The sequence below is a fragment of the Jiangella alba genome (assembly GCF_900106035.1).
GTDB classification, from domain to species: Bacteria; Actinomycetota; Actinomycetes; order Jiangellales; family Jiangellaceae; genus Jiangella; species Jiangella alba.
The window spans coordinates 2,047,007-2,068,361 of record NZ_FNUC01000004.1 but is presented as its reverse complement, the minus strand read 5'-3'; the positions used below and the strand labels follow the sequence as shown (position 1 = coordinate 2,068,361).

Below are 21,355 nucleotides of genomic sequence, written 5' to 3'. Positions count from 1 at the left end.
GAGGCCACTAGGCGCCTGCATTCAGCATTCGGCGCTCAGGCGGGGCGGAGTCCGGCCACCGGCCACCGGCCACGACTCTGGTGATACTCACCTGCCTCGGGTGTTTCGGTGAATTCGAGTAGGCCGCCGACCTTCTGCATCAGCACCTGCCGGACCTCCGCAGGCGTGGCGAAGAAGAACTCGCGTCGCTCGTTGACGAGGTTCACCCGACGATGCGCGAACGCCCTGTGAAGCTCGTTCTCCAGTGCGACAGCGTCGTCAGAGAAGAAGAGCGCATGGGTGTCGTAAAGGAACGGGACCGACGCGTCGCCGAGCTCTCGGACTCGATCGCGTGGTTCGAGGCGCCGAGTCATACCGATCTTGACAATGTCGGGGCCGAGGGCGCCGATGTTGGAGATGACGTAGATGTAACCGGCCCGAATGTTCGCTGTCCTGTAGTCGTTGGTTTCGATGGCCTGCTCGATCTCGGCAAGCCGTCCCACGAGCTCGTCCGCAGCCGCGTCGTCGCCCTTCGCCCGAAGCGCCCCTAGGACACTCTCGTAGTGCGCCTTCTCCTTCTCCAGCCGTTCACGTTCTGCGGCGAGTTCCTGCTCGACCTTGCGCTGCTCGCGTAGCAGCTCGCGTTCCTCGCGCGCTCGCTCCTTCTCTTCCTGGACCTTCACCTGGTAGTCCGCGGTGAGTTCGAGCTCCTGGACCCGAAGTTGGTGATAGTCAGGATTAATGCGCATCTCCATGACAGCGCCGAGCCTCTCGATGGCCGTCATCGCCTTCTCCAGCCGCCTTTTTGCGGTTGAGATGTTCCCCGACCGCAGCGACCGGACGCAGTTGTCCGCTTCGGCGTTGTAGGCACGGAGCATGAGCTTGGAGAGGTCGCCGACCATCTTGCGTCCTTTGGCGAGCGAACCATCAAAGGTGAAAAGGTCCGCTGCGAGGACGGCTTGGCCAGTCTTCACGAGTTCGTCGACGGCAGAGTTGATGTCAGCGAGCCGCTCTTTATAGGCGGCCGCGTCCTCCAGCGGATGGTGGTATCGATAGATTCCGGCGTCTTGGAGAACCCGTTGGTCCTCCAGTTCTACGACGTCGCCGCCGCCCATGGTCTGAGCGGCGGACAGTGCGGCTTCGAGGTGCGCAATGCGCCGCAGCAGCGTGGAGGGGTCAGTTCCTGTGGCGGCGGGCGCCGGAGTCGAAGACGCGACAACCGCAGGCCCCGCTGCCGCCATCGCGGCGGACGCAGCCGACGTGACTGGCGCGATTGACGGGAGAGATCGAGTGGGCTCGAGCTCCGCGTCATCGGAAGCGGTCAGCAGGGCATCCGCGAACGCCGTCTCGGCCGTTGGCGTTGCTGGAGCCTCGACGTCGGGAAGCCACAGCTCCCAGCCATCCGGGACAGGCGGCCATGACGGGTCGGGCTTCCAGCCCACCGGTGGTACCCACTCGGCTGGCGGCTGCGGCCATCCCGGAGGCGGATTGAACCGCATCAGTGGGCCCGCTGTCGGACGCCGCGGCTGGTATCGGCCGGCGTCAGGTCGAATGGCGATCTCGACATGGCAGCGCCCAAGAGGTCCAAAGTCGCGGCCGGCACCACGTTGGCCAGGTCGAAGGAGCCGAACGTCTCCCGGTCAGCAGCGACGACTACCAGCGGTACGTACTCCGGCTGACCCGTCGCCGGCGACACCCTGTTCACTCCGACGGTAAGCGCGATCGAGTGAATCTTGCCAGCTCGGTCGGCCTCGAAGACCTCATGCAGACTGCGTAGTGCGACCTGATGCACTGCGGTGTTGTAGCGATCCTTCTGGCTCTTGGCCGGCAATTGGATGACGGTGATCTCGTCCTTCGCCTTTACGTATCGATACTCCTTGGTCGTCGGCAGTGCGCTCGGCTCCGGGATGTTCACCTGCAGCGTGAGCTCCCGGGTGCCCAGATCGAAGCTGTGCTCGTGCTCGACGGGGAACGCATCGGGGTAGACCGAGTTGGACAGCACGATGCCGACGTAGTCCTCGATGGCGTACTCGATGTCGAACGCAAGGTCGTTGATGAACTTCGTCAGCTCCTCGTTCTTCGTGGCGGCCCCAGCCTCACGCTTCGCGCACTCGGCCCTGTAGGTGCTCTCCGCTTTCGCAAGCCTCGCCAGTCGGTCTGTCTCGGCATTCTCTCGAGCGGCCAGTTCCGCGACATGAGCTGCGTGCTGGCGGGTCGCCGCCTCGTGCCACTCGCGCTGCGCCCGCTCATGTGCCGTCCTTGCCTGCTCGGTTGCCTCGGCGTGCCGTTTCTTTCCACCGAACGCCGCCGACAAGCCTTTCGGCGCAGCGGGCTCGCTGTAGGTCGGTTGAGGCGGATACACCAACTCTGGGACCGGTGGCACAGGCTCGCCGAGCTGGCCCGGATCGAACGGCGGATGCTCCACTGTGACCTTCAGGGCTTCCAGATCCACGAAGTCGTCGAAGTCAAGGGTCCACACCAGCAACGTGTCGATGTCGTCGTACGTCGCCGCCAGGTCCTTGTTCATCGCATCGGCCTCAGCGGTGCGCGCCTCGACGTGCAGCCGCGCAGCCTCCTTCTCCGCAGCCTTCCGCTGCGCCTCCGCCGCACGCCCGGCCGCCGCCCGCGCCCGCTCAGCTGCTCGCCGGGCACGCTCGGCTTCACGGACAGCAGCGTTATGCGCCCGAACTGCTGCAGCCTGCTGCTGTCGGCGCCGCTTCTCTGCCTGCTGCGCCTGATAGTTCAACTCGGCGAAGAATCCACGCTTTGCCATGCCGTGCGCCCCTCCACACCCGTCTTCGGAAATGCGCAGCACCGTAGTCCCACCCTCGGACACATGGCGTAGCGAGCCAATCACGTGGGGATGGCACCGAAGGAGTCCCGCGCAAGCGGACGCCTCGCGGCGCTTGATGGCTCAATCATCGATCGGGCGGTGAGCACGACGCGTTGATCAACGAGAGTGATCGTCACGGCTCCGACATCGGCGTGAACCGGCGGCTGTTCTCGCTCGCTGTCGCGGCATGCCCGTGCTGAACGCCGTCGCGCAGATCAACCCGCGTCATGGACGACGCGGCGGACGGGGGAGTTGCACCTCGACGGCGCCGCGCCCACAGGTCGCAAAGGTCACTACGCCGCACCGCTCGTATGCTCCACCTCGGCGTTAACGTCCCCTACGCCGCCAAGGCTGCCATGAGCGTGAACAACGGGAGCCCGGCCGCTGGCCGAGCTCCCGCGCACGACCAGCAATGTTCCGAAACGTCCCTCAACGAGGTCCCGACTCACACATTGGTGGAGCTGAGGGGACTCGAACCCCTGACCCCCTCGTTGCGAACGAGGTGCGCTACCAGCTGCGCCACAGCCCCTGGAACCCCCGCGACTTTACCATCCGGACCGGCCGGAAACCCAATCGGCCGCGTCAGTCGCCGACGGCGCGGCGGTGCTCCTCGATGGTCTCCTCCGGAGCGTTGGGCTCGGGTGACGACGAGGGCGCGGCAGCGGCCGGCCGCTCGTCCGGGGCGCGGTGTGGCAACTGGATGGACGACGCCGGGTCGAGGCGGCCGGAGGTCCAGGCGCCGGGCTGGCTGAGGTCGATCTTGCGGGCCTCAGCGCGGGTCGCCTTGGGCTTGGTGAGGTAGGTGGGCAGCGGGACGGGGACGGGCGACCACTCGTCGCCCTCGGCGACGGATGGCGGGGCAGCGGCGGCTTCGTCGGGGAGGACGAGGCGGCGCTGGGCGCCGTCCTCCGCGGCCTCGGCGGGCGTGGCCCAGACGACGGCGGCGTCCGCGGCGACGGCCGCGCGGCGACGCTCCACAGCCGCGCGCCGGGTCGCCACACGGCGCCGGCGGGCCTGGACGACGGCGGCACGGCGGGCGAGGAACAGGAAGACAGTGAGGAGCGCTCCGGGCCCGAGCGGCGCCCAGGCGGGCGCCCGGCCGAGCACGACCAGGCCGACGGAGATCACGACCAGCGCCAGCAGCATGCCGAGCATGCGGCGACGTCGGCGGGCGGCGAGCGCGAAGGCATCGTCAGAAGCAACGGGCGCGGGCGCGCCAGACACCGCACCATCCGCCGCCGACCCATCGGCACCGGAGGCGACACCCGACGCAGCGCCAGGGACGGCCGAGGCGGGCCGCGGAGGCAGCGTCACCGAACCGTGCGGCGCCTGCGGCGGACCGGCCTTGCGCGAGAGCACGCGCACCCCGCGCTCGACGTCGACCTCGCGGGCGCGCTCGACCTCTTCGTTGCGGCGAACCCAGCGGGGCACGAGAAAGGCGGCCCACGCTGCGACGATCGCCGCGTAGATGAGACCGCTGTACCCCATGCCCCAAAACGCTACGGTGCAAGGCAACGCACTCGTTGGACCTGCCCCGGTGTGTCGCGCGCAACGCACGTGACGGGTGTGACGAGAGGGGCGTCAGGTCATCCTGATCGCTTGTGCCCGGATCTCGATCTGCACCTTCTGCGACACCAGCCAGCCGCCGGCCTCGAGCGCGACGTTCCAGGTCATGCCGTATGCCTCGCGGTCGATCTCGCCGGTGGCGGACAGCGCGAGCCGCTCGCCGCCCCAGGGATCGCCCTTGACGCCGTCGAGAGAGACATCCAGCTCGATCGGGCGCGTCACACCCTTGATCGTCAACTCGCCGACGACGACGAACTTGCCGGCGCCGCCCCGGCGACGGCGCTGCATCTGACCGTTGACGACCGTCCACTTGGGCCCGGACGCGCCACCGTGCACCTGCCGCGAGATGAAGCTCATCTTCGGGAACGTCTCGACGTCCAGGAAGTCGGCGCTGCGCAGGTGCGCGTCACGCTCGGCGGCGCCGGTCGTGATGGACGTGGTGTCGATGACGGCGTTCGCGGACGAGTCGAGCGGATCCTCGGCGATGTGCACCGTGCCCTCGACGTTCTCGAACCGGCCGCGCACCTGCGTCACCATCAGGTGCCGGGCGACGAAGCCGGCGGTGGTGTGCGCAGGATCGATCTGGAAGACGCCCGGCGTCGGGAGCATCGCCCCGTTCCACAGCCGCACGCCAGCAGAGTCGTTCATGCAATCCCCCGAGAGCATCGATTCGACATCGCCTCATTGCGTTACGCGGCAATAATCGCACAATCAAACAGCTACGGATGGTGACGAACCGGGCCGAAACGGTCGCCCAGCGTCATCGCCGCAGCTCAGCCGGGAAAGAGGGGAACGGCTCAGGGCGCCATACGCGACGAACGCCACCGTCGCAGCAGCCCTTCGGGGACGTCCTCGGAGGTCAGCGCGAACGAGCGGTGGTCGCGCCACTCGCCGTCGATGTGCAGCAGCTTCGGCCGCAACCCCTCTTCGCGGAAGCCGAGCTTCTCGACCACCCGCAGCGACGCGCGGTTCTCCGGCCGGATGTTCACCTCGAGCCGGTGCAGGCCGCACACGAAGAAGCAGTAGTCGACGGCCATGGCGACGGCGGTGGGCATGATGCCGTGGCCGGCGAGGTCGACGTCGAGCCAGTAGCCGACGGTGCCCATGCGGGCCGAGCCCCAGATGATGTTCGAGACGTTGAGCTGCCCGGCCAGCCGCCCGTTGTACGTGACGGCCCACGGCAGCGACTCGTCGGCGCGGCCCTGCGCGGCGTGCAGGCGCACCATCTGCCGGAAGCTCATGGTGTACGGGTCGGCCGGCGGCGGGGGCGTCGCCTCCCACGGCCGCAGCCAGGACTCGCTGCGCTGCCGCACCTCCGACCACACGCGCAGGTCGCGGGCGTGCAGCGGCCGCAGCCCGACGGGGCCTTCGTTCAGCTCGACCGGCCAGCCCAACCGGGTCGACCGGGCTCTCACGACCCACCGCCCGGACGGTCGTGGTCGCCGCCGCGGAGCTGGTCGACGGCGTGCGGGAGGACCGGCGTGAGGACGGCGAGACCGTCGCGCACGCCGCCGGGCGAGCCCGGGAGGTTGACGATCAGCGTGCGGCCGGCCCGTCCGGCGACGCCGCGGGAGAGCGCGGCGGTGGGCACGCCGGCGGCGACGCCGTAGGCGCGGATCGCCTCGGCCAGCCCCGGGACCTCGGCGTCGAGAACGTGACGGGTCTGCTCGGGCGTGTGGTCGGTCGGGCTGAGCCCGGTGCCGCCCGTGGTGACGACGACGTCGTAGCCCTCGGCGACGGCAGAACGCAGCGCGGCCCCGACGTCGTCGCCGTCGGGCACGACGACCGGCTCGGACACCTCGAACCCCGCGTCGCTCAGTCCCGCGACGATCAGCGGTCCCCCGCGGTCCTCGTACACCCCCGTGGCCGCGCGCGTGGACACCGTCACGACCAGGGCTCTCATGCTCGCCGCCAGGTCCCGGACTTGCCGCCGGTCTTCTCCTCGATGCGGACGTCCGTGATGACGGCGCCCTTGTCGATGGACTTCACCATGTCGACGACGGTCAGCGCGGCAGTCGCGACGGCGGTCAGCGCCTCCATCTCGACGCCGGTGCGGTCGGCGGTGCGCACGACGGCGACGATGCGCACGGCGTCGTCCAGAACGTCCAGCGACACGTCGACGCCGTGCAGCGCCAGCGGGTGACACAGCGGAACGAGGTCGGGCGTCTTCTTCGCGCCCATGATGCCGGCCAGCCGCGCGACGGCGAGCGCGTCGCCCTTGGGCACGTCACCGGCCCGTAACGCCGCGACCACGGCCGGCGCGACCAGCACGCGACCCGACGCCGTCGCCGTCCGGACCGTCACGTCCTTGCCGGAGACGTCGACCATGCGCGCCGCACCCTGATCGTCCAGGTGGGTGAAGCCAGAGCTCATTCCCGCCGCCGTTCCAGCAGGACGGTGTCGACGACCTGGCCGGCCGCGACCTCGGTGACGTGCTCGGGCACGACGATCAGCGCGTTGGCGTAGGCGAGGTCGCCCATGAGGTGCGACTGCTGCGCGCCGATGGGCCGCACCTGGTACGACCCGTCCTGCGCGGTCTGCACGCGTGCCCGGGCGAACTGCCGCCGGCCCTCGGGCGAGCGCAGCCGCTCTTGCAGGACGGCCTTCGCACTGGGACGGTGCAGCCGCGGCGAGCCGAGCATCTTGCGGATGGCCGGGCGCACGAACACCTCGAACGAGACGAACGCGCTGACCGGGTTGCCGGGGAGCGCGAAGATCGGCGTGCGGTCGTCGCCGATGGTGCCGAAGCCCTGCGGCTTGCCCGGCTGCATGGCGACGGCGTCGAACTTCACGGTGCCGAGGCCGGAGAGCACCTCTTTGACGATGTCGTAGGCGCCGGCGCTGACCCCGCCGGTGGTGATGACCATGTCGGCGCGGATCAACTGGTCCTCGATGAGGCCGAGCAGGCGGTCCTTGTCGTCGGGGACCGGCGGGACGCGGTAGGCGACGGCGCCGGCCTCGCGCGCGGCGGCCGTCAGCGTGAACGAGTTGGACTCGGAGATCTGCCCGGCGCTCAGCGGGTAGCCGGGCTCGACCAGCTCGCTGCCCGTGGAGACGACGACGACGCGGGGGCGCGGGCGCACCACGACGCGGTCGCGGCCGACGGCGGCGAGCAGGCCGATCTGCGCGGCGCCGAGGTACGTCCCGGCGCCCAGCACGACGTCGCCCTCCTGGACGTCGCCGCCGGCCCGCCGGATGTGCGCGCCCGGCTTGGCCGGAGCGTTGATGCGGACCCGGACCGTGCCGGCGTCGGTGTCTTCGACCGGCACGATGGCGTCGGCGCCGGACGGCATCGGCGCGCCGGTCATGATGCGCGCGGCCAGCCCCGGCCCGATGGCGTTGACCCGGGCGTCGCCGGCCGGGATGTCGGCGACGACGGGCAGCTCGACCGGCTCGTCGGCGGACGCACCGGCGACGTCGTCGGCCACCACGGCATAGCCGTCCATGGCGGTGTTGTCGAACTGCGGCAGGGACCACGGCGCGATGACGTCCTCGGTGAGGACGCAGCCGTGGGCGTCGAGCAGCTGGAAGTCGAGCTCGCTCAGCGGCCGGACCGCCGCGAGGATGTCCGAGAGATGGTCGGCGACGCGCTTCACTCAGTCATCCTCAACCTCGGGGGAAGCTGCGCAACGAACTCGCGCAGGAACGCACGGAAGTCGACGCCGAGGTCGCTGCGCTCGCTGGCCAGGCTGACGATGGTGCGCAGGTAGTCGAGGCGGTCGCCAGTGTCGTAGCGGCGGCCGCGGAACACCACCGCGTGGACGCCGCCGCCCTGGTCAGCGGGCATGTCGGCGAGCGTCTTGAGCGCGTCGGTCAGCTGGATCTCGCCGCCGCGGCCGGGCTCGGTCTGGCGCAGCACGTCGAAGACGGCCGGATTCAGCACGTACCGGCCGATGACGGCGAGATTGCTCGGCGCGGTGCCGGGCTCGGGCTTCTCGACGAGGTCGGTGACCCGCATGACGTCGTCCTCGGCCGGCTCGACGGATGCGCAGCCGTACATGTGAGCCAGCTCGGCCGGGACCTCGATGAGCGCGATGACGCTGCCGCCGTGGCGCTTCTGGACGTCGAGCATGTGCGGCAACAGGGGGTCGCGGGGATCGATGAGGTCGTCGCCGAGCATGACGGCGAACGGCTCGTTGCCGACGTGCAGCGCGCCGCAGAGGACGGCGTGGCCGAGGCCACGGGGGTCGCCCTGGCGGACGTAGTGGATGTCGCCCAGGACCTGCGACTTCATGACCCGTCGCAGCCGCTCTTGGTCGCCCTTGGCCTCGAGCGCCTTCTCGAGCTCCCAGGCGCGGTCGAAGTGGTTCTCGATGGCGTCCTTGTTGCGCCCGGTGACCAGCAGCACGTCGGACAGTCCCGCCGCGACCGCCTCCTCGACGACGTACTGGATGGCCGGCTTGTCGACGACCGGCAGCATCTCCTTCGGCGTCGCCTTGGTGGCCGGCAGGAACCTCGTGCCGAGGCCCGCGACCGGGATGACCACCTTCGTCACCGCGCCGTGCTGTCCCGTGTGCGCTGCAGTCATGGGCGTCACCCTACAAAGACCGGCGGACAGTCAGAAGGGTGACGTGCGATCGGCCGTACGGTGAAGGGGTGACGACGACGGTGCGCGAGGCCAAGCGGGCGTTGCGCGAGCGCATCCTGACCCGCCGCCGCGAACTCGACGCCACGGCGCTGGCGGCGGCCGCGGGCCGGTTGCGCGACGTCGTACTCGGTCTGCCCGAGGTGGCCGCGGCGTCGACGGTCGCTCTGTACGTGTCTGTCGGACGCGAGCCCGGCACCGGGCCGCTCGTCGAGGCGCTCAGCGACGACGGCGTCGACGTGCTGCTGCCGGTGCTGCTGCCCGGCGGCGACCTCGACTGGGCCCGGTACACCGGGCCGCGCGGTCTGGTGCCGGCGGCGCGGGGGCTGCTCGAGCCCGACGGCGAGCGGCTCGGACCGGACGCGGTGACGGCGGCGGCCGTGCTGCTGGTGCCCGGCCTGGCCGTCGACCGGCGGGGGCACCGGCTGGGGCGGGGCGGCGGGTCCTACGACCGCGTGCTGGCCCGGCAGCTCGCGTCGTCGCCGCCGGCGTTCACCTGCGTGCTGCTGCACGACGGCGAAGTGCTGGACATGCCGGTCCCCCGCGAGCCGCACGACGTCCCGGTCGATGCCGCGGCCACGCCGGGTGGGGCGCACCGGCTGCGCTGAGCGCCAGGTCTCGTGTCCCGTGAGCGCTTTCATCCGCGGCCCGATTCGCGTTCGGCCGACGTTGTCGGTGCCCGCCCGTAGGGTGGGCCCAACCCGGGCCCGGGGAGGGGTCTACGTACCACGTGAATTCACGCGGTCCACGGAACGTCCCGGCTAGGGCGACGCCGACGGCTCGGTGGGCCGGAAGGTGAACGTGTGCTCGCCGGCGTCGCGGACGCCGTCCTCGTCCCAGCGCATCGGCAGCGTCTCACCGTCGCGCCACAGCTCGGTCTGGTCCCAGTAGTTGTCGTGGAACGGGTGACCGCTGATGCCGGTGAGGTCGATCCAGCGCGACGCGTCGAGGTCGTCGAGGTCGACGATCATGCGCATGGACGGCGACCACACCGTCTCGTAGCCCTCGGCCGCGTCCCACGCGTTGGCCAGCACGATCGAGCCGCCGCCACCCACCTCGACCGGCCCGCGGTTGAACAGCCACTCGACCAGCCCGATGTCGGACGTGCCGAACGTCGGCTCGGTCAGCTCCAGCCCGTGCAGCCGGCCCCACTCCCACTTGGACGCGTCCTTGCCCTGCTCGCGGGTCATCTCGTCGCGCGCGTCGCGGGCCGCCTCGACCAGGATGATGTCGCGCGTCTCGGTGACGTTCTCGCTGCTGACGTCGTCCCAGAACGAGTCGGTGGGCACCTGCAGCAGGTTGCGCACGACCTCGAACCAGCGGCCGCCGCCGTCGGGCCACTCGTCCTCGGGCAGCTCGTCGTGGAAGGTCAGCTCGAGCAGGTTGCGCCAGACGGCGTTGAAGTAGGCGGCCGCCGCGGAGTCGGCCGTCATCGACTTGTCCCAGTCGCGCAGCAGCCGCAGGCCGTCGCCGTAGTAGCCCTCGGGCGCGTCGAGCTCCAGCAGGTACGGCACCAGGATGTCGGCGGCGTCGCTGTAGGAGTCCAGCTGGATCGCCGCCATGTCCTCGACGCCGACCGGCTCGCCGCTGTCGACGCGCTCGGCCAGCAGGTCGTTGATGCGCCCGGCCCGATGCCCGGGATCGAAGTCGCCGGTGAGCAGGAACGGGTAGCGGTCGCTGGTGACCGGCTGGTTCGCCGTGACGACGTACCCCTGCGCCGGGTTGAGCACGCTGGGCAGGCTGGCGAACGGGATGTAGCCGGCCCACTCGTACGTGCCGGTCCAGCCGGGCACCGGGTAGCGGCCGTCGTAGCTGGTGCGGACGGGGATGCGCCCGGGCGCCTGGTAGCCGATGTTGCCGTCGGTGTCGGCGTAGACGAGGTTCTGCGACGGGACGTCGAACATCGAGGCCGCGGAGCGGAACGACTCCCAGTCGCCGGCCCGGTTCAGCGCGAAGATCGCGTCGGCCGTGCGGCCCGGATCGAGCGCCGTCCAGCGCAGCGCGACCTCGTACCCGTCGTCCGGCGGTGGCTCGGCCTCGACCCGCGCCTCGCCGCCGACGTCCTCGATGTCGTCGTCGCGCTCGGAGATGAGCGGGCCGTGCCGGGTGCGGCGGACGGTGATGGTGACGTCGTCGCCGCCGGCCACCCGGATGGTCTCTTCGCGCACCTCCAGCGGCACCCAGTCGTCGCCGACGAGGTAGGAGTTGCCGCGGACCTGCTCGAGGTAGAGATCGGTGACGTCCGGGCTGAGGTTGGTGAACCCCCAGGCGACGTCCTGGTTGTGGCCGATGATCACGCCCGGCAGCCCGGCGAACGAGTAGCCGACGACGTCGAACGGGCAGGCCGGGCCGACGTCGCGGCAGTGCAGGCCGACCTGGTACCAGATCGACGGCATCGACGGCGCCAGGTGCGGGTCGTTGGCCAGCAGCGGCGCGCCGGACTCGGTGTGGTCGCCGGCGACCACCCACGAGTTCGAGCCGACGCCGTCACCGTCGCCGAACGTGACCGGCGCGGCGTCGAGGCCGTCGGCGGCGCGCTGGATGGCGTCGGCCGCGGCGGGCGCCAGCGGCACCGGTGTGCCGTCAGGCCCGTTCAGCGTGTCGGGCAGCCGCGGTGAGACGTACTCGTCCGGGACGATCGGCGGCGTGAGCTCGCTCGGCGATTCGGGCCAGAGCTGCTCGACGCGGTCGGCGGGAAGGCCGCTGCCCGCGATCAGCGACCGGCTCAGCTCGTCCTGCATGTTGCCGCGCAGGTCCCACGCCATCGCCTTCAGCCAGCTCAGCGAGTCGACCGGGGTCCAGCGGCTGGGCGCGTCGTCGCCGCCGGTCAGGCCGAGCAGCGTGTAGGCGAGGCCGCGCTCGCCGCCGTCGGTGTGGTCGAGCCAGGCGTTGACGCCGTCGGCGTACGCGTCGAAGTAGCGCCGGCTCTCCGGGCTGATCAGCGGCAACTCCGCGCGCGCGACGTCGGTCCAGCCGAGCGTCCGGACGAACGCGTCGGTCTCGACCTGGTCCTCGCCGAACAGCTCCGACAGCCGGCCCGACGTGACGTGACGCCGGAAGTCCATCTGCCAGAAGCGGTCCTGCGCGTGCACGTACGCCTGCGCCCGGAACAGGTCCTCGGCGGTGTCGGCGTAGATGTGCGGGATGCCGTTCTCGTCGCGGATCACCTCGACGTCGGCCGTCAGGCGCGGGAGCTCGGCGGAGCCGTCGTAGTCGGGGTAGGCGCGGCGCACCGACCAGACGCCGACCGAGGCCGTGGCGACGAGCGCCAGCACGACCAGGCCCGCCAGGACGGCGAGCCCGGCGGCGATGCGGCGACGAGTCACCGGGACAGACTAGGCGACCGATCACGGCGGCCTGACTGCCGTCACCGGTGTGCCTCGACGGCAAGGCCTTGGGGTTTCCTCCCGGTGAAGAAAGCCCTCAGCCTTGCACCTGTGGACGCCAGGCCGTAGCCTTGCACTGTGCCGTTCGTCCTGACCGTCGACCAACGCGGCAGCCGCCGCGGCCGCGACCTGGTCGAGGACGCCCTGTCCACGCTGAAGCAGCTGGTGCACGAGCCGCTGCTCACGTTCGAGCGCACCGCCGGCGACGAGTTCCAGGGCGTGCTCGCCGAGCCCGACGCCGCCGTCGACGCCGCGCTGCTGCTGCTGCGGGTCGACGCGTGGAGCGTCGGCATCGGCGCGGGGCCGGTCGAGGAGCCGCTGCCCGGCAGCACCCGGTCCGCGCGCGGGCCCGCGTTCATCCACGCCCGCGAAGCGCTCGACGCCGCCAAGCTGCGGCCGCAACACGTCGCCGTCGCCGGGACCGACCCCGAGCGCGCGCAAGAGGCCGACGCCGTCCTGACGCTCGTCGCGGCCGTCATCGCACGGCGCAGCGCCGCCGGCTGGGCCGCCGTCGACCTCGTCGAGGCCGGCCACACCTTCGCCGAAGCCGCCGACATCCTCGGCGTCACCCGCCAAGCCGTCGGGCAGCGGCTCGCGGTCGCGCTCTGGCAGCAGGAACGCGACGCCCGGCCGGTCGTGACGCGGCTGCTCCAGGAGGCCGCATGACCGTCGCAGCGGTGGTCCTGCTCGCCGCCGCAGCCGTGGCCGGAGCCGTCGTCTGGTACGCCGTCGAGCACCGCCGGCCCTCGGCCGGAACGGCGACGTGGCTGGCCGCGGCCGCGGTGCCGATCGTGCTGGCCGGAGCGGCGGCGCTGTTCGGACTCGGCGGCGATCCGGCCGGCGACGGACTGCTCAACTTCGCCCGTGCGGCCGCCGTCGTCGCCGCGGTCACGGGCGGCAGCGTCATCGCGACGGCGCTGCTCCGGGTCGCCGACCGCCGCACCGCCGACCTCGGGTCCTCCATCACCGCGCCCTCCGTCGCCGGGTCCGTCAACGTCGGAGCCGTCGGCGCCGGGTCCGTTCACGTCGGTGCCGCTGACGCCGAGTCCGTCGGCATCGGGTCCGCGGACGATGGCGGAGCGGGCGGCGACGGCGTGGGCGGCGACGCCACGGCGGCCGTGTCCGACCCGGAGACCCTGCGCGGCGGCACGTCCATCGGCGCCCTCGAGCGCGTCGCCGTCGCCGTCACCCTGCTCGCCGGCTGGCCGGAAGGGCTCGCGCTCGTCCTGGGCGTCAAGGGACTCGGCCGCTATCCGGAGCTGCGCCGGCCCGCGGCGGCGGAACGGTTCATCATCGGGACGCTGGCCAGCGTGCTCTGGGCCGTCGCCGCTGTGGGCGTCGTCGTCGCCGTGCAAACGTGAACGCGACTGTCGGTGCCCACCCGTAGGGTGGGGTCCCTCCCGGACCGGGGCGGGCCATACCCAGGCGGCCGCGCGCACGAACAGCCTCCGACGGCGTTCAGGCGGCTGGGCATCGGGTGGGGTCGTGCGGCGGGGGCAGGCAGCCGGCCGCGGCGGACAGGCCGTGCGCGCGGGCCGGAGATGCCCGCGTGGACAATGCCGGGTCGGACCGGGCATTATTCTTGGCAGTCGAGGGTTGAGAGTGCTAAGAGCCGTCGGCCTTCGGCGGCGACCCAGGAGGATCCACGCGTGCCCACCTACCAGTACGTCTGCACTGACTGCGGCGAGCCCTTGGAGGCCGTGCAGAAGTTCAGCGACGACGCCCTGACCGAGTGCCCCGCCTGCGGCGGCCGCCTGCGCAAGGTGTTCTCCGCCGTCGGCGTCGTGTTCAAGGGCTCGGGCTTCTACCGCAACGACAGCCGCTCCACCACCACGTCCAGCACGCCGGCGAGCAGCAGCAAGGACTCCTCGTCGTCGTCGAGCGACTCGAGCAAGAGCAGCGGCGACTCGTCGACGAAGAGCTCGACCACCACGAAGGACTCCTCCTCCGGTTCGAAGGCCTCCTCCCCCGCCGCCTGATCCATCCACAGGCGGGGCCGGCCCGAATCGGCCCTGTGGACAACCCGTTCGGCGGGTTCCGAAGCGCTTAGCGTCGTCGACATGGACGACCTCCGCTCCGCCCTCCAGCGCCTGCTCCGCGCGGCCGGCTGGCATCGTCGGCTGCTCGCCGCCGGGCTGGCCGCCGCTGCGGTCGCGTTCGCCATCCAGGCCGCGTCGCCCGGCGCACCGCCGACGGTCGACGTGGTCGTGGCCGCGCGCGACCTGCCCGGCGGTGCCGTCCTCGCCGACGACGACCTGACCGTCGCGGCCTTACCGCCCGACGTGGTCCCCGGCGGCTCCGTCGGACGCGCCGAGGCGGCCGGTGCGCTGCTCGCGGCGCCCGTCCGGGCCGGCGAGCCCATCACCGACCGGCGATTACTCGGCCCCGGCCTGCTCGAGGGCTGGGGTGACGACGTCGTCGCGACGCCGGTGCGCGTGGCCGACGCGGGCGCGGTGGGCCAGTTGCGGCCCGGCGACCGCATCGACCTGCTGGCCACGACGCTCGACGGCGCGGCTCGCACGGACGTCGTCGCGGCGGACGTGCCTGTGCTGATGGTGCCCGCGGCGGGCGACGGCGGCCTGGTCGAGGGCGCGCTGGTGCTCGTCGCCGCCACGCCCGATCAGGCCGCCGGTCTGGCCACTGCCGCCGTGACGTCGCGGCTGTCGTTCATCGTCGGTGTGTCGTGATTTCCCCTGATCACGACGTTTCAACGGCTAAGGTGTGCCCGGCCAAGCGTCCTTGCACGGGAGAAGGGAAGAGCGCATGCTCAAGGGTTTCAGGGACTTCATCAGCCGGGGGAGCGTCGTCGAACTGGCGGTCGCGGTGGTCATCGGCGCCGCGTTCACGGCCATCGTCAACGCGCTGGTCGAGGGGTTCATCAACCCACTGATCGCGGCGATCTTCGGTAAGCCGGACCTCACGGCCGTCGGCAACTTCACCATCAACGACGCCCACTTCTCCATCGGGCTGATCCTTGCCGCGATCTTCAACTTCCTCTGCGTCGCGGCGGCCATCTACTTCTTCATCGTCGTGCCGATCAACAAGATGCGCGAGATGCGGGCCAAGGAGCCGGAGGGCGAGGAGGAGATCGAGCCGGAGGAGCAGATCCTGCTGCTGCGCGAGATCCGCGACGCCCTGCGCGACCGCGTCTGAGCCTCCGGCTGCCGAACGGGCGCCCGCCGTGTACGTCGCCGGCGCCCGTTCGACGGCCAGGTCAGGCGGGTAGCCGGGCCCGACGGCCGCGAAGGCCGGGCGGCCGCCCTGTCGGACGCGGCTCTGTCGGACGCGGCCGTGTCGGGGTCCGGCTGGTTGGGTCCGGCATCTCTCCCGGCGTGGTGACCTGAGCGCCAACAGTTGGCGCTCAGGTCACCGAGCCGGAACAGTCGTCCCCGTCCCCTTCGCGCGGCACCGTGTGGCGTCGGACGCCGCCCGGTCGAGCCGTCACCGGGCCAGACCGTCACCAGGTCAGACGACCGCCAGCTCACCAGTGCGGCGGGCGCTCCTCGAGCAGCCGCGCGTCGTTGGAGGCGTCGTCGTCGCCCCAGCCGGTCGGGCGTTCGTCGGTGGTGGTGTCGGGCAGGACCTCGATGTCGTCCTCCCACCCGGATGCGCTGCTCATGCCCGTCGTTCCTCTCGTTGGTCGAACCGTAGGGCCGGCGCCGCCGGCCGTTCGATCCGCTGGTTCAGTCCAGGTCGCCCGCCTCGACGCGGGCGAGCCGGCGCTGCCGGACCAGGTTGTCGACGTCGATCTCCGGCGCACCGGTCTCGTACCAGAGTGCCGCGAACACGCCGATGACGTCACGCTGGCTCAGGATGCCGGCCAGCTTGCCGTCGTCGACGATCGGCAGGTGCCTGATCCAGTGCTGCGCCATCAACCGGGCCGCCTCACGCACGTGGGTGCCGGGCTCGGCCGTGATGACCTCGCGCGTCATGACCTCGGTGATCGGCGCCTCGTCGGGATCGGCGCCCCGGCCGACCGCTCGCATGACGTCGCGCTCGGTGATGATGCCCACGATCTCGTCGCCCTCGACGATGACCACCGACCCGGTCTGCTGCCTCCACATCTGCTCGGCGGCGCTGCGCAGCGTCCCCGTGGTGGAGTCGGTGATGGTGGGGTTGGTCATGATCTCGTCGACGCGCACGGTTGTCTGCTCCCCCTGAACGGCTCACTGGCTGGAAGATCACCAGCGTAGAACACCATCCTGTGAGACCGGCGGCCGATTTCCGGATCCGCCAGGTCAGCCGGTGGACGGGCTCCGGTCAGGGGTGAACCGGCGGCGCGAGGCCGTCGGTTTCAGGCAGCGGGCGAGCCGGCGCGGGCGACGCGGACGGCGTGGCGGAGGACGTCGGTGGTGCGGGGGTCCGCGAGGTCGAGGGCGAGGTCCGTGGCGAGCAGCCCGACCACGTCATCGACGCGGCGGCCGACGCCGTCGGACTCGGTCCAGCGGGCCAGCGCCGCCAGCTCGCGGCCGGTGTAGTCACTGACCGACCGGCCGCTCACGATCAGCGGACGGTTGCCCTGACGCACCGGCTCGAGCTCCGCGTCGGGATCGGAACCGACGGGCTCCGGGCCGGCGGTGGTCGGCGAGGCCCCGGCCGCCGCGGAGTCGCCGGACGTGGATGATCCGGCCGACGCCTTCCCCTTCGCGCCCTTCGGATCAGCGGCCGCGGTGGTGCCGGACGTGGACGACGTGCCGTGCGGGGCGTCCGGACCGGCGGCCGTGGCGTTGCCGGCGGCGGATGCCTTGCCGTCCGCCGTTGCCGAACCGGTCGTCGCAGCACTGCCGCCCGCGGACGACGCGTTACCAGCGGCCGACGCGGGGTCAGCGGTCGCGGGGTCGGCGGCCGAGGTGCCGTCGGCGGTGGACGTGGTGCTCGAGGCGGAGCGATCCGCGGTCTGGGCGCTCCCGGCCGCCGTCGTTTCGCCGTCAGCGGTCGTCGCGCCCGAGGGTGCGGCCCCGCCGTCTGTCGTCGGGGCCACGCCGGCCGCTGGGTCGGCTGCCGCCTTGCCGGACGCGGACGCCTCGCCGGGCGGCGACGGGCGCTCGGCGGGCGCCTGCCCGGCGTCGCCGGGCGCAGCGGCGGTCTGGCCGGACGCCGGCCGCGGGGCTCCCTTGGCGGCGGGCACCGACCGCTGACCGACGGGCGGTCGCTGAGCGGCGACGGTCCCCTGCGCCGGGAACGGCTCGTCCTCCGGCATACCCGCCACGATGTCGGCCTCGGCCGCCGCGACGGCCCAGTCGTAGGCGTCGGCGTCGCGGACCGCCTGCTCGTACGTCGCCAGCAGCCGCTCGGTCTCGGCGTCCGGGTCGGCCGCCCACGCCGCCGACCAGATGCGGTGCACCGTCCAGCCCAGCCGCGTCAACTGCTCCTGCCGCAGCCGCTCCCGCTCGCGCGCGCTGCGCCGGGCCGCGTACGTCTCACCGTCGGTCTCGACGGCCAGCACGAACCGCGATCGCCGCGTCGGGTGCCGGACCGCGACCGCGACACCGCCGGGCCCGCCGTGGCCGAGCACGATCTCAGCCTCGACGCCGGCCGCCTGGAGCCGCTCGGCGACGGTCTCGGCGAGCAGGCCGGACCGGCCCGGCGCCGCCGTGGCGCCCTCGACCCAGTCGGGCTGCGGACCCCGCTGCACGTACGCCAGGAACTGCCCGAGCGCCTGCGCACCGGGCGTCGTCAGCCGCCGCGGGCTGAGGTCCTCGGCGCCGAAGGTCGCGACGACGGTCAGCCGCTCGCGCGAGCACAGGGTCGCCGCGCTGAGCCGCCGCTCGCCGCCGGGCCGGCCCAGGGCGCCGAAGCGGTAGAGAATGCGCCCGTCGACCGACCGGCCGTATCCGAGCGTGAGGATGATCGCGTCGCGGACGTCGCCGGAGACCCGCTCGACGTCCTTGATGAAGAAGGGCTCGGCGCGGTCGCCGCGCAGGTGCGGCGCCACCTCGGGGGCCCGGATCAGCGCGTGCCGCAGCGCCGCGTCGAGCCGCTCGGCGTGCCGCGGGCCGAGCGTGACGACGCCCAGGCTCTCGTGCGGACGCTTGCGGACGTGGTCCAGCACCAGGTCGACAACGCGGCCGACCTCGTCGGACGAACTGTCGACGGGGTCGTCGGCGATGGGGTCGGAGTCGACGATCTCCATGGTCACGCGGTCGGTGCCGCCGACACCGGGGACGGTCGTCAGGCGGGCGGCGTGCGTGGTGCGGGCGGCGAAGCCGACGAGGCGGTCGTCGCGGACGCGGTACTGCCCGGTGAGCAGCCGCTCGGGCAGCGCCTCACGCAGCAGGTCGACGACGGACGCGGGCGGGTCCTGCGCCCAGGGCCCCTCCTGCTCGTCGGGGTCCGGCGCGGGCTCGACGGCGGTGGTGAACGGCGGGCGCGCGACGTCGTCGTCGCCGACGAGGACGACGCGGGCGCCACGGGCCAGCGCCGAGACCGCCTCGGCGACGGCGAGCCGGCCGGCGTCCTCGACCACGACGACGTCGAACAGCGGCCGCGGCGGCAGCAGCTCAGCCACGGCCAGCGGCGACGCGACCCAGCACGGGACGGTCACCAGCGCGAGGTCCGGCGCCTCCTCGACGAGGGCGCGCGGCGCGGCCGGCAGCGCGCTGTCGGGCGACTCGGTCAGGACGGCAGTCTGGCCCTCGTGCTCGGCGGCGACGTCGGCGAACCGGGCCCGCCGCGCCTCCAGGACGCGGCCGGCGGCGGCACGTACCTCGACCATGTCGGCGGCCCGGAACTCCTCCAGCCGCCGGTCGTGCGCGTACCGGTCGAACCGGCCGAGCGCGGAATCGGTGGAACGCCACAGGTCCAGCAGCGACGAGTACCAGGCGTAGTCGAAGACCGCCTCGACCTGGTCGGCGCCGATCCCGCGCCGGCGCAGCTCGGCGATGAGGTCGTCGAGCCCGGCCGCGGACAACTCGGCCTGCAGTTCGTACAGCCGCGGCAGCGAGCGCAGGTGACCGGCGTCGGCGATCAGCTCGTCCAGCCGCTTCGCGACGTCGGCGAACGAGAGGTGCTCGAGGTCGGCGGTGCGCGGGTTGCCGTCGGCGAGCGAGGCCAGCGCGTGCCGGACGCCCTTCGCGGCGTCGACGGCGTTGGCGAGGTGCGGCCCGGTGCGCGGCGCCTTGCCGTCGCGGGACCGCTCGCGCCACGTGACCAGCTGCTGCCGCGCGGCGATGAGGCCCTCGTGCTGGCGCGGACGGTGCTGCCGGCCCGCCTTGCCGGTGAGGTCGGCGAGCCGTTTGCGCAGCTTGCGCCGGGCGAGGAAGCCGGACTCGACCCCCTGCGACGCGCGGTAGGCGCGGTCGCCGGTGGCGGCGGCCAGCTCGTCGAGCGGCTCGTCCCAGATCTGCGCGCCCAGCGTCTCGATGGTGCGCCCGACCGACGCCAGCAGGTCGACGGTCTCGAGGCACTCGGCGACGCTGCCCGGCCCGGCCAGCCCGACCTCGACGGCGGCCCGCGTGGCGGCGTTCTTCAGCCGCGGCAGCGCCCGTTCGCGCAGCTCGGTGACCGTGCCGAAGAGTGCGTCGGCGGCCCGGATGTCGGGGACGTCGGAGCCGAACCACGGCGAGCCGGACTCCGTCAGCGTCAGGCCCTCGATGTTGGCGAAGTCGCGCAGTTGCAGGCGGACGTGCGCCGTGCTGCCGGCCCGCCCGAGGACGTCGGGGTCGACCCGTGCCGGCGTGCGGGCGAACTCCTGCGCCGTCGCGACCAGCACCATCGCCTCGTGCGCCGTCGAGCCCCACGGCTGGCGGATGGCGTGGATCGCGTCGCGGTAGCCGTCGAGCTCCGTGGCCAGCGCGGCGGCGGTGCCGGGCGTGATGTGCTCGAACTCGCCGGGCCGGGCCTGCCGCAGCCGGCGGGCGGTCTCGGCGATCTGCTGGACGGCGGCGGCCGGCGGCGTGCGCCCCGCGTCGAGGACGACATCGCGCAGGCCGACGGAGTCGAGGCGGGCGACGAGGTCGTCGAGGACGGCCCGCTTCTCGCCCACCACGAGCACCCGCTGACCCCGTCCGACCAGCTCGGACACCAGCGCAGCGACGGTCTGGGTGCGGCCGGTGCCGGGTGCGGCGGCGACCCGCAGGTGAGCGTCGCCGGCGGCGGCCGCGACCACCTCGTCCTGCTCGGTGTCGGTGTCGAGGACGCGGTAGCGCAGCTCGGCAGGGCTGCCGGTGCGGGCGACGGCGGACAGCGCGGCGGAGTCGCCGGCCAGCGCGGCCACGACGTCGTTGCGCTGCAGGTCGACGCCGAGCGCGGCGAGGTCGCGGCTGAGCGCCAGCGGAACGGTGGTGAACGTCGCCAGCACCGCCCGGTGCGCGATGGCGAAGCCGTCGACGACGTGCGGCGGTGCGAACTCGCGCAGCCGCTCGACCACCGTCGCGTACCGCAGCCGGCCGGAGGGGTCGCGCAGGTCGTCGGTGGCGAAGCGGAGCCCGAGCTGGGAGTCCAGCGCCCACAGCAGCACCGGGTTGACGAACGGGTCGTCGGCGATGGTGATGCTGAAGTCGGTCTCGGCCGGGTCGCGCGCCTCGACGACCGCCGAGCGGAGCATGACCGGCGCCGTCGGCCGGCGGGCCGCGAACGGGTTCGCCCAGGTCGCGATGCCGACGGCGAGGTAGCTGACGGCGATGCCGCGCTCCTGGGACAGCTCGCGGGACTTGTCGCGGATGGCCCGCACCGACCGCAGCGCGGACGTCCGCAGCGGCTCGTACGGGAACAGCTTGGAGACCAGGACCGGCGCGCCCTCGAGCAGCAGCTTGCGCGCCTCGGGCTCGGCGGCCGCGAGGTCGAGCGTGCCCACCTTGAGGTCGCGGTAGGACAGCAGCGGGTCGCGTCCGCCGAGCGCCGCGAGGTCGCCGCTCCACCGTTCGACGGCGTGAGCGACCAGCTCCGCCCGGGTCGGAACGGGGCCGGCGACGGCGTCGCTGCGCATGGCGCTCACGGGAGCGACAGCTGGGGAACCGGATGCCTCACACCCCGGAGGCTAGTTCGCGAAGCCCGCTCATGTGGGGA

19 protein-coding genes and 1 tRNA gene are annotated in these 21,355 nt (G+C 72.5%); 6 read left to right on the top strand and 14 right to left on the bottom strand.

The window, feature by feature from the left end; all coding sequences use genetic code 11:
- Positions 1 to 35: 35 nt before the first annotated feature.
- The 10 genes from BLV02_RS27540 to galU all read right to left on the bottom strand — a co-directional run bounded on the left by BLV02_RS27540 (position 36) and on the right by galU (position 8,906).
- Positions 36 to 1,478, bottom strand: coding sequence for an SNIPE associated domain-containing protein (locus tag BLV02_RS27540; RefSeq protein ID WP_069112450.1), 1,443 nt, complete (start codon positions 1,476 to 1,478; stop codon positions 36 to 38).
- Positions 1,478 to 2,794, bottom strand: a complete 1,317-nt coding sequence (locus tag BLV02_RS27535; RefSeq protein WP_216094314.1) for a hypothetical protein — start codon at positions 2,792 to 2,794, stop codon at positions 1,478 to 1,480. The genes BLV02_RS27540 and BLV02_RS27535 overlap by 1 nt, the downstream gene beginning before the upstream one ends.
- Positions 2,795 to 3,265: 471 nt before the next feature.
- A tRNA-Ala gene (locus BLV02_RS27530) sits at positions 3,266 to 3,341 on the bottom strand.
- Positions 3,342 to 3,394: 53 nt separating this feature from the next.
- Positions 3,395 to 4,300 carry a divisome protein SepX/GlpR gene (gene sepX / locus BLV02_RS35935; protein WP_141711655.1) on the bottom strand — a complete coding sequence of 302 codons (906 nt, stop codon included), beginning with the start codon at positions 4,298 to 4,300 and terminating at the stop codon, positions 3,395 to 3,397.
- 93 nt (positions 4,301 to 4,393) lie between these two features.
- Positions 4,394 to 5,026, bottom strand: coding sequence for a YceI family protein (locus BLV02_RS27520; protein WP_069112447.1), 633 nt, complete (start codon positions 5,024 to 5,026; stop codon positions 4,394 to 4,396).
- A 149-nt stretch (positions 5,027 to 5,175) separates the two neighbouring features.
- Entirely contained in the window at positions 5,176 to 5,793 is a 618-nt protein-coding gene (locus BLV02_RS27515; RefSeq protein WP_216094313.1) for a GNAT family N-acetyltransferase, read from the bottom strand.
- The gene (locus tag BLV02_RS27510; RefSeq protein WP_069112445.1) at positions 5,790 to 6,281 is read right to left on the bottom strand and encodes a MogA/MoaB family molybdenum cofactor biosynthesis protein; all 492 of its coding nucleotides are present in this window, start codon (positions 6,279 to 6,281) and stop codon (positions 5,790 to 5,792) included. Before BLV02_RS27510 ends, BLV02_RS27515 begins: the two co-directional genes overlap by 4 nt.
- Positions 6,278 to 6,751 (bottom strand): cyclic pyranopterin monophosphate synthase MoaC, encoded by a 474-nt coding sequence (gene moaC, locus BLV02_RS27505; RefSeq protein WP_069112444.1) that lies wholly within the window; start codon positions 6,749 to 6,751, stop codon positions 6,278 to 6,280. Before moaC ends, BLV02_RS27510 begins: the two co-directional genes overlap by 4 nt.
- Complete coding sequence (gene glp, locus BLV02_RS27500; protein WP_069112443.1) at positions 6,748 to 7,974, bottom strand: molybdotransferase-like divisome protein Glp; 1,227 nt, start codon at positions 7,972 to 7,974, stop codon at positions 6,748 to 6,750. The genes moaC and glp overlap by 4 nt, the downstream gene beginning before the upstream one ends.
- Entirely contained in the window at positions 7,971 to 8,906 is a 936-nt protein-coding gene (galU, locus tag BLV02_RS27495; protein WP_074946724.1) for a UTP--glucose-1-phosphate uridylyltransferase GalU, read from the bottom strand. Before galU ends, glp begins: the two co-directional genes overlap by 4 nt.
- A 68-nt stretch (positions 8,907 to 8,974) precedes the next feature.
- Here galU and BLV02_RS27490 point away from each other — a divergent pair, with 68 nt between their 5' ends.
- Positions 8,975 to 9,571, top strand: coding sequence for a 5-formyltetrahydrofolate cyclo-ligase (locus tag BLV02_RS27490; protein WP_069112441.1), 597 nt, complete (start codon positions 8,975 to 8,977; stop codon positions 9,569 to 9,571).
- Positions 9,572 to 9,724: 153 nt separating this feature from the next.
- Here BLV02_RS27490 and BLV02_RS27485 read toward each other — a convergent pair whose 3' ends face one another.
- Positions 9,725 to 12,289 carry a penicillin acylase family protein gene (locus BLV02_RS27485; RefSeq protein WP_216094311.1) on the bottom strand — a complete coding sequence of 855 codons (2,565 nt, stop codon included), beginning with the start codon at positions 12,287 to 12,289 and terminating at the stop codon, positions 9,725 to 9,727.
- Between the two features lie 138 nt (positions 12,290 to 12,427).
- Between BLV02_RS27485 and BLV02_RS27480 the strand changes: the two genes are divergently transcribed.
- The 5 genes from BLV02_RS27480 (at position 12,428) to mscL (ending at position 15,502) form a co-directional block, all read left to right on the top strand.
- On the top strand, positions 12,428 to 13,015 hold the full coding sequence (locus BLV02_RS27480) for an RNA polymerase sigma factor (protein WP_069112440.1): 588 nt from the start codon (positions 12,428 to 12,430) through the stop codon (positions 13,013 to 13,015).
- Positions 13,012 to 13,710 (top strand): hypothetical protein, encoded by a 699-nt coding sequence (locus tag BLV02_RS37300; RefSeq protein ID WP_069112439.1) that lies wholly within the window; start codon positions 13,012 to 13,014, stop codon positions 13,708 to 13,710. The genes BLV02_RS27480 and BLV02_RS37300 overlap by 4 nt, the downstream gene beginning before the upstream one ends.
- A gap of 288 nt (positions 13,711 to 13,998) precedes the next feature.
- On the top strand, positions 13,999 to 14,328 hold the full coding sequence (locus BLV02_RS27470) for an FmdB family zinc ribbon protein (protein WP_074946722.1): 330 nt from the start codon (positions 13,999 to 14,001) through the stop codon (positions 14,326 to 14,328).
- 81 nt (positions 14,329 to 14,409) lie between these two features.
- Complete coding sequence (gene cpaB, locus BLV02_RS27465; RefSeq protein WP_069112437.1) at positions 14,410 to 15,036, top strand: Flp pilus assembly protein CpaB; 627 nt, start codon at positions 14,410 to 14,412, stop codon at positions 15,034 to 15,036.
- A gap of 76 nt (positions 15,037 to 15,112) precedes the next feature.
- Positions 15,113 to 15,502, top strand: a complete 390-nt coding sequence (gene mscL, locus BLV02_RS27460; protein WP_069112436.1) for a large conductance mechanosensitive channel protein MscL — start codon at positions 15,113 to 15,115, stop codon at positions 15,500 to 15,502.
- A gap of 328 nt (positions 15,503 to 15,830) precedes the next feature.
- Here the strand turns inward: mscL and BLV02_RS36775 are convergent, their stop codons facing one another.
- From BLV02_RS36775 to BLV02_RS27450, 3 genes are all read right to left on the bottom strand, one after another.
- Positions 15,831 to 15,968, bottom strand: coding sequence for a hypothetical protein (locus BLV02_RS36775; RefSeq protein WP_171906784.1), 138 nt, complete (start codon positions 15,966 to 15,968; stop codon positions 15,831 to 15,833).
- A 64-nt stretch (positions 15,969 to 16,032) separates the two neighbouring features.
- Entirely contained in the window at positions 16,033 to 16,491 is a 459-nt protein-coding gene (locus BLV02_RS27455; protein ID WP_069112435.1) for a CBS domain-containing protein, read from the bottom strand.
- Positions 16,492 to 16,643: 152 nt separating this feature from the next.
- On the bottom strand, positions 16,644 to 21,275 hold the full coding sequence (locus tag BLV02_RS27450) for a DUF4011 domain-containing protein (RefSeq protein ID WP_074946720.1): 4,632 nt from the start codon (positions 21,273 to 21,275) through the stop codon (positions 16,644 to 16,646).
- Positions 21,276 to 21,355: the final 80 nt, after the last annotated feature.

Bases quoted from the DNA above. Each gene is read 5' to 3' on its own strand.
- BLV02_RS27540 (WP_069112450.1), bottom strand. From the start codon at position 1,478: ATGCGGTTCAATCCGCCTCCGGGATGGCCGCAGCCGCCAGCCGAGTGG.
- sepX (WP_141711655.1), bottom strand. From the start codon at position 4,300: ATGGGGTACAGCGGTCTCATCTACGCGGCGATCGTCGCAGCGTGGGCC.
- BLV02_RS27520 (WP_069112447.1), bottom strand. From the start codon at position 5,026: ATGAACGACTCTGCTGGCGTGCGGCTGTGGAACGGGGCGATGCTCCCG.
- BLV02_RS27510 (WP_069112445.1), bottom strand. From the start codon at position 6,281: ATGAGAGCCCTGGTCGTGACGGTGTCCACGCGCGCGGCCACGGGGGTG.
- moaC (WP_069112444.1), bottom strand. From the start codon at position 6,751: ATGAGCTCTGGCTTCACCCACCTGGACGATCAGGGTGCGGCGCGCATG.
- galU (WP_074946724.1), bottom strand. From the start codon at position 8,906: ATGACTGCAGCGCACACGGGACAGCACGGCGCGGTGACGAAGGTGGTC.
- BLV02_RS37300 (WP_069112439.1), top strand. From the start codon at position 13,012: ATGACCGTCGCAGCGGTGGTCCTGCTCGCCGCCGCAGCCGTGGCCGGA.
- cpaB (WP_069112437.1), top strand. From the start codon at position 14,410: ATGGACGACCTCCGCTCCGCCCTCCAGCGCCTGCTCCGCGCGGCCGGC.
- mscL (WP_069112436.1), top strand. From the start codon at position 15,113: ATGCTCAAGGGTTTCAGGGACTTCATCAGCCGGGGGAGCGTCGTCGAA.
- BLV02_RS36775 (WP_171906784.1), bottom strand. From the start codon at position 15,968: ATGAGCAGCGCATCCGGGTGGGAGGACGACATCGAGGTCCTGCCCGAC.
- BLV02_RS27450 (WP_074946720.1), bottom strand. From the start codon at position 21,275: ATGCGCAGCGACGCCGTCGCCGGCCCCGTTCCGACCCGGGCGGAGCTG.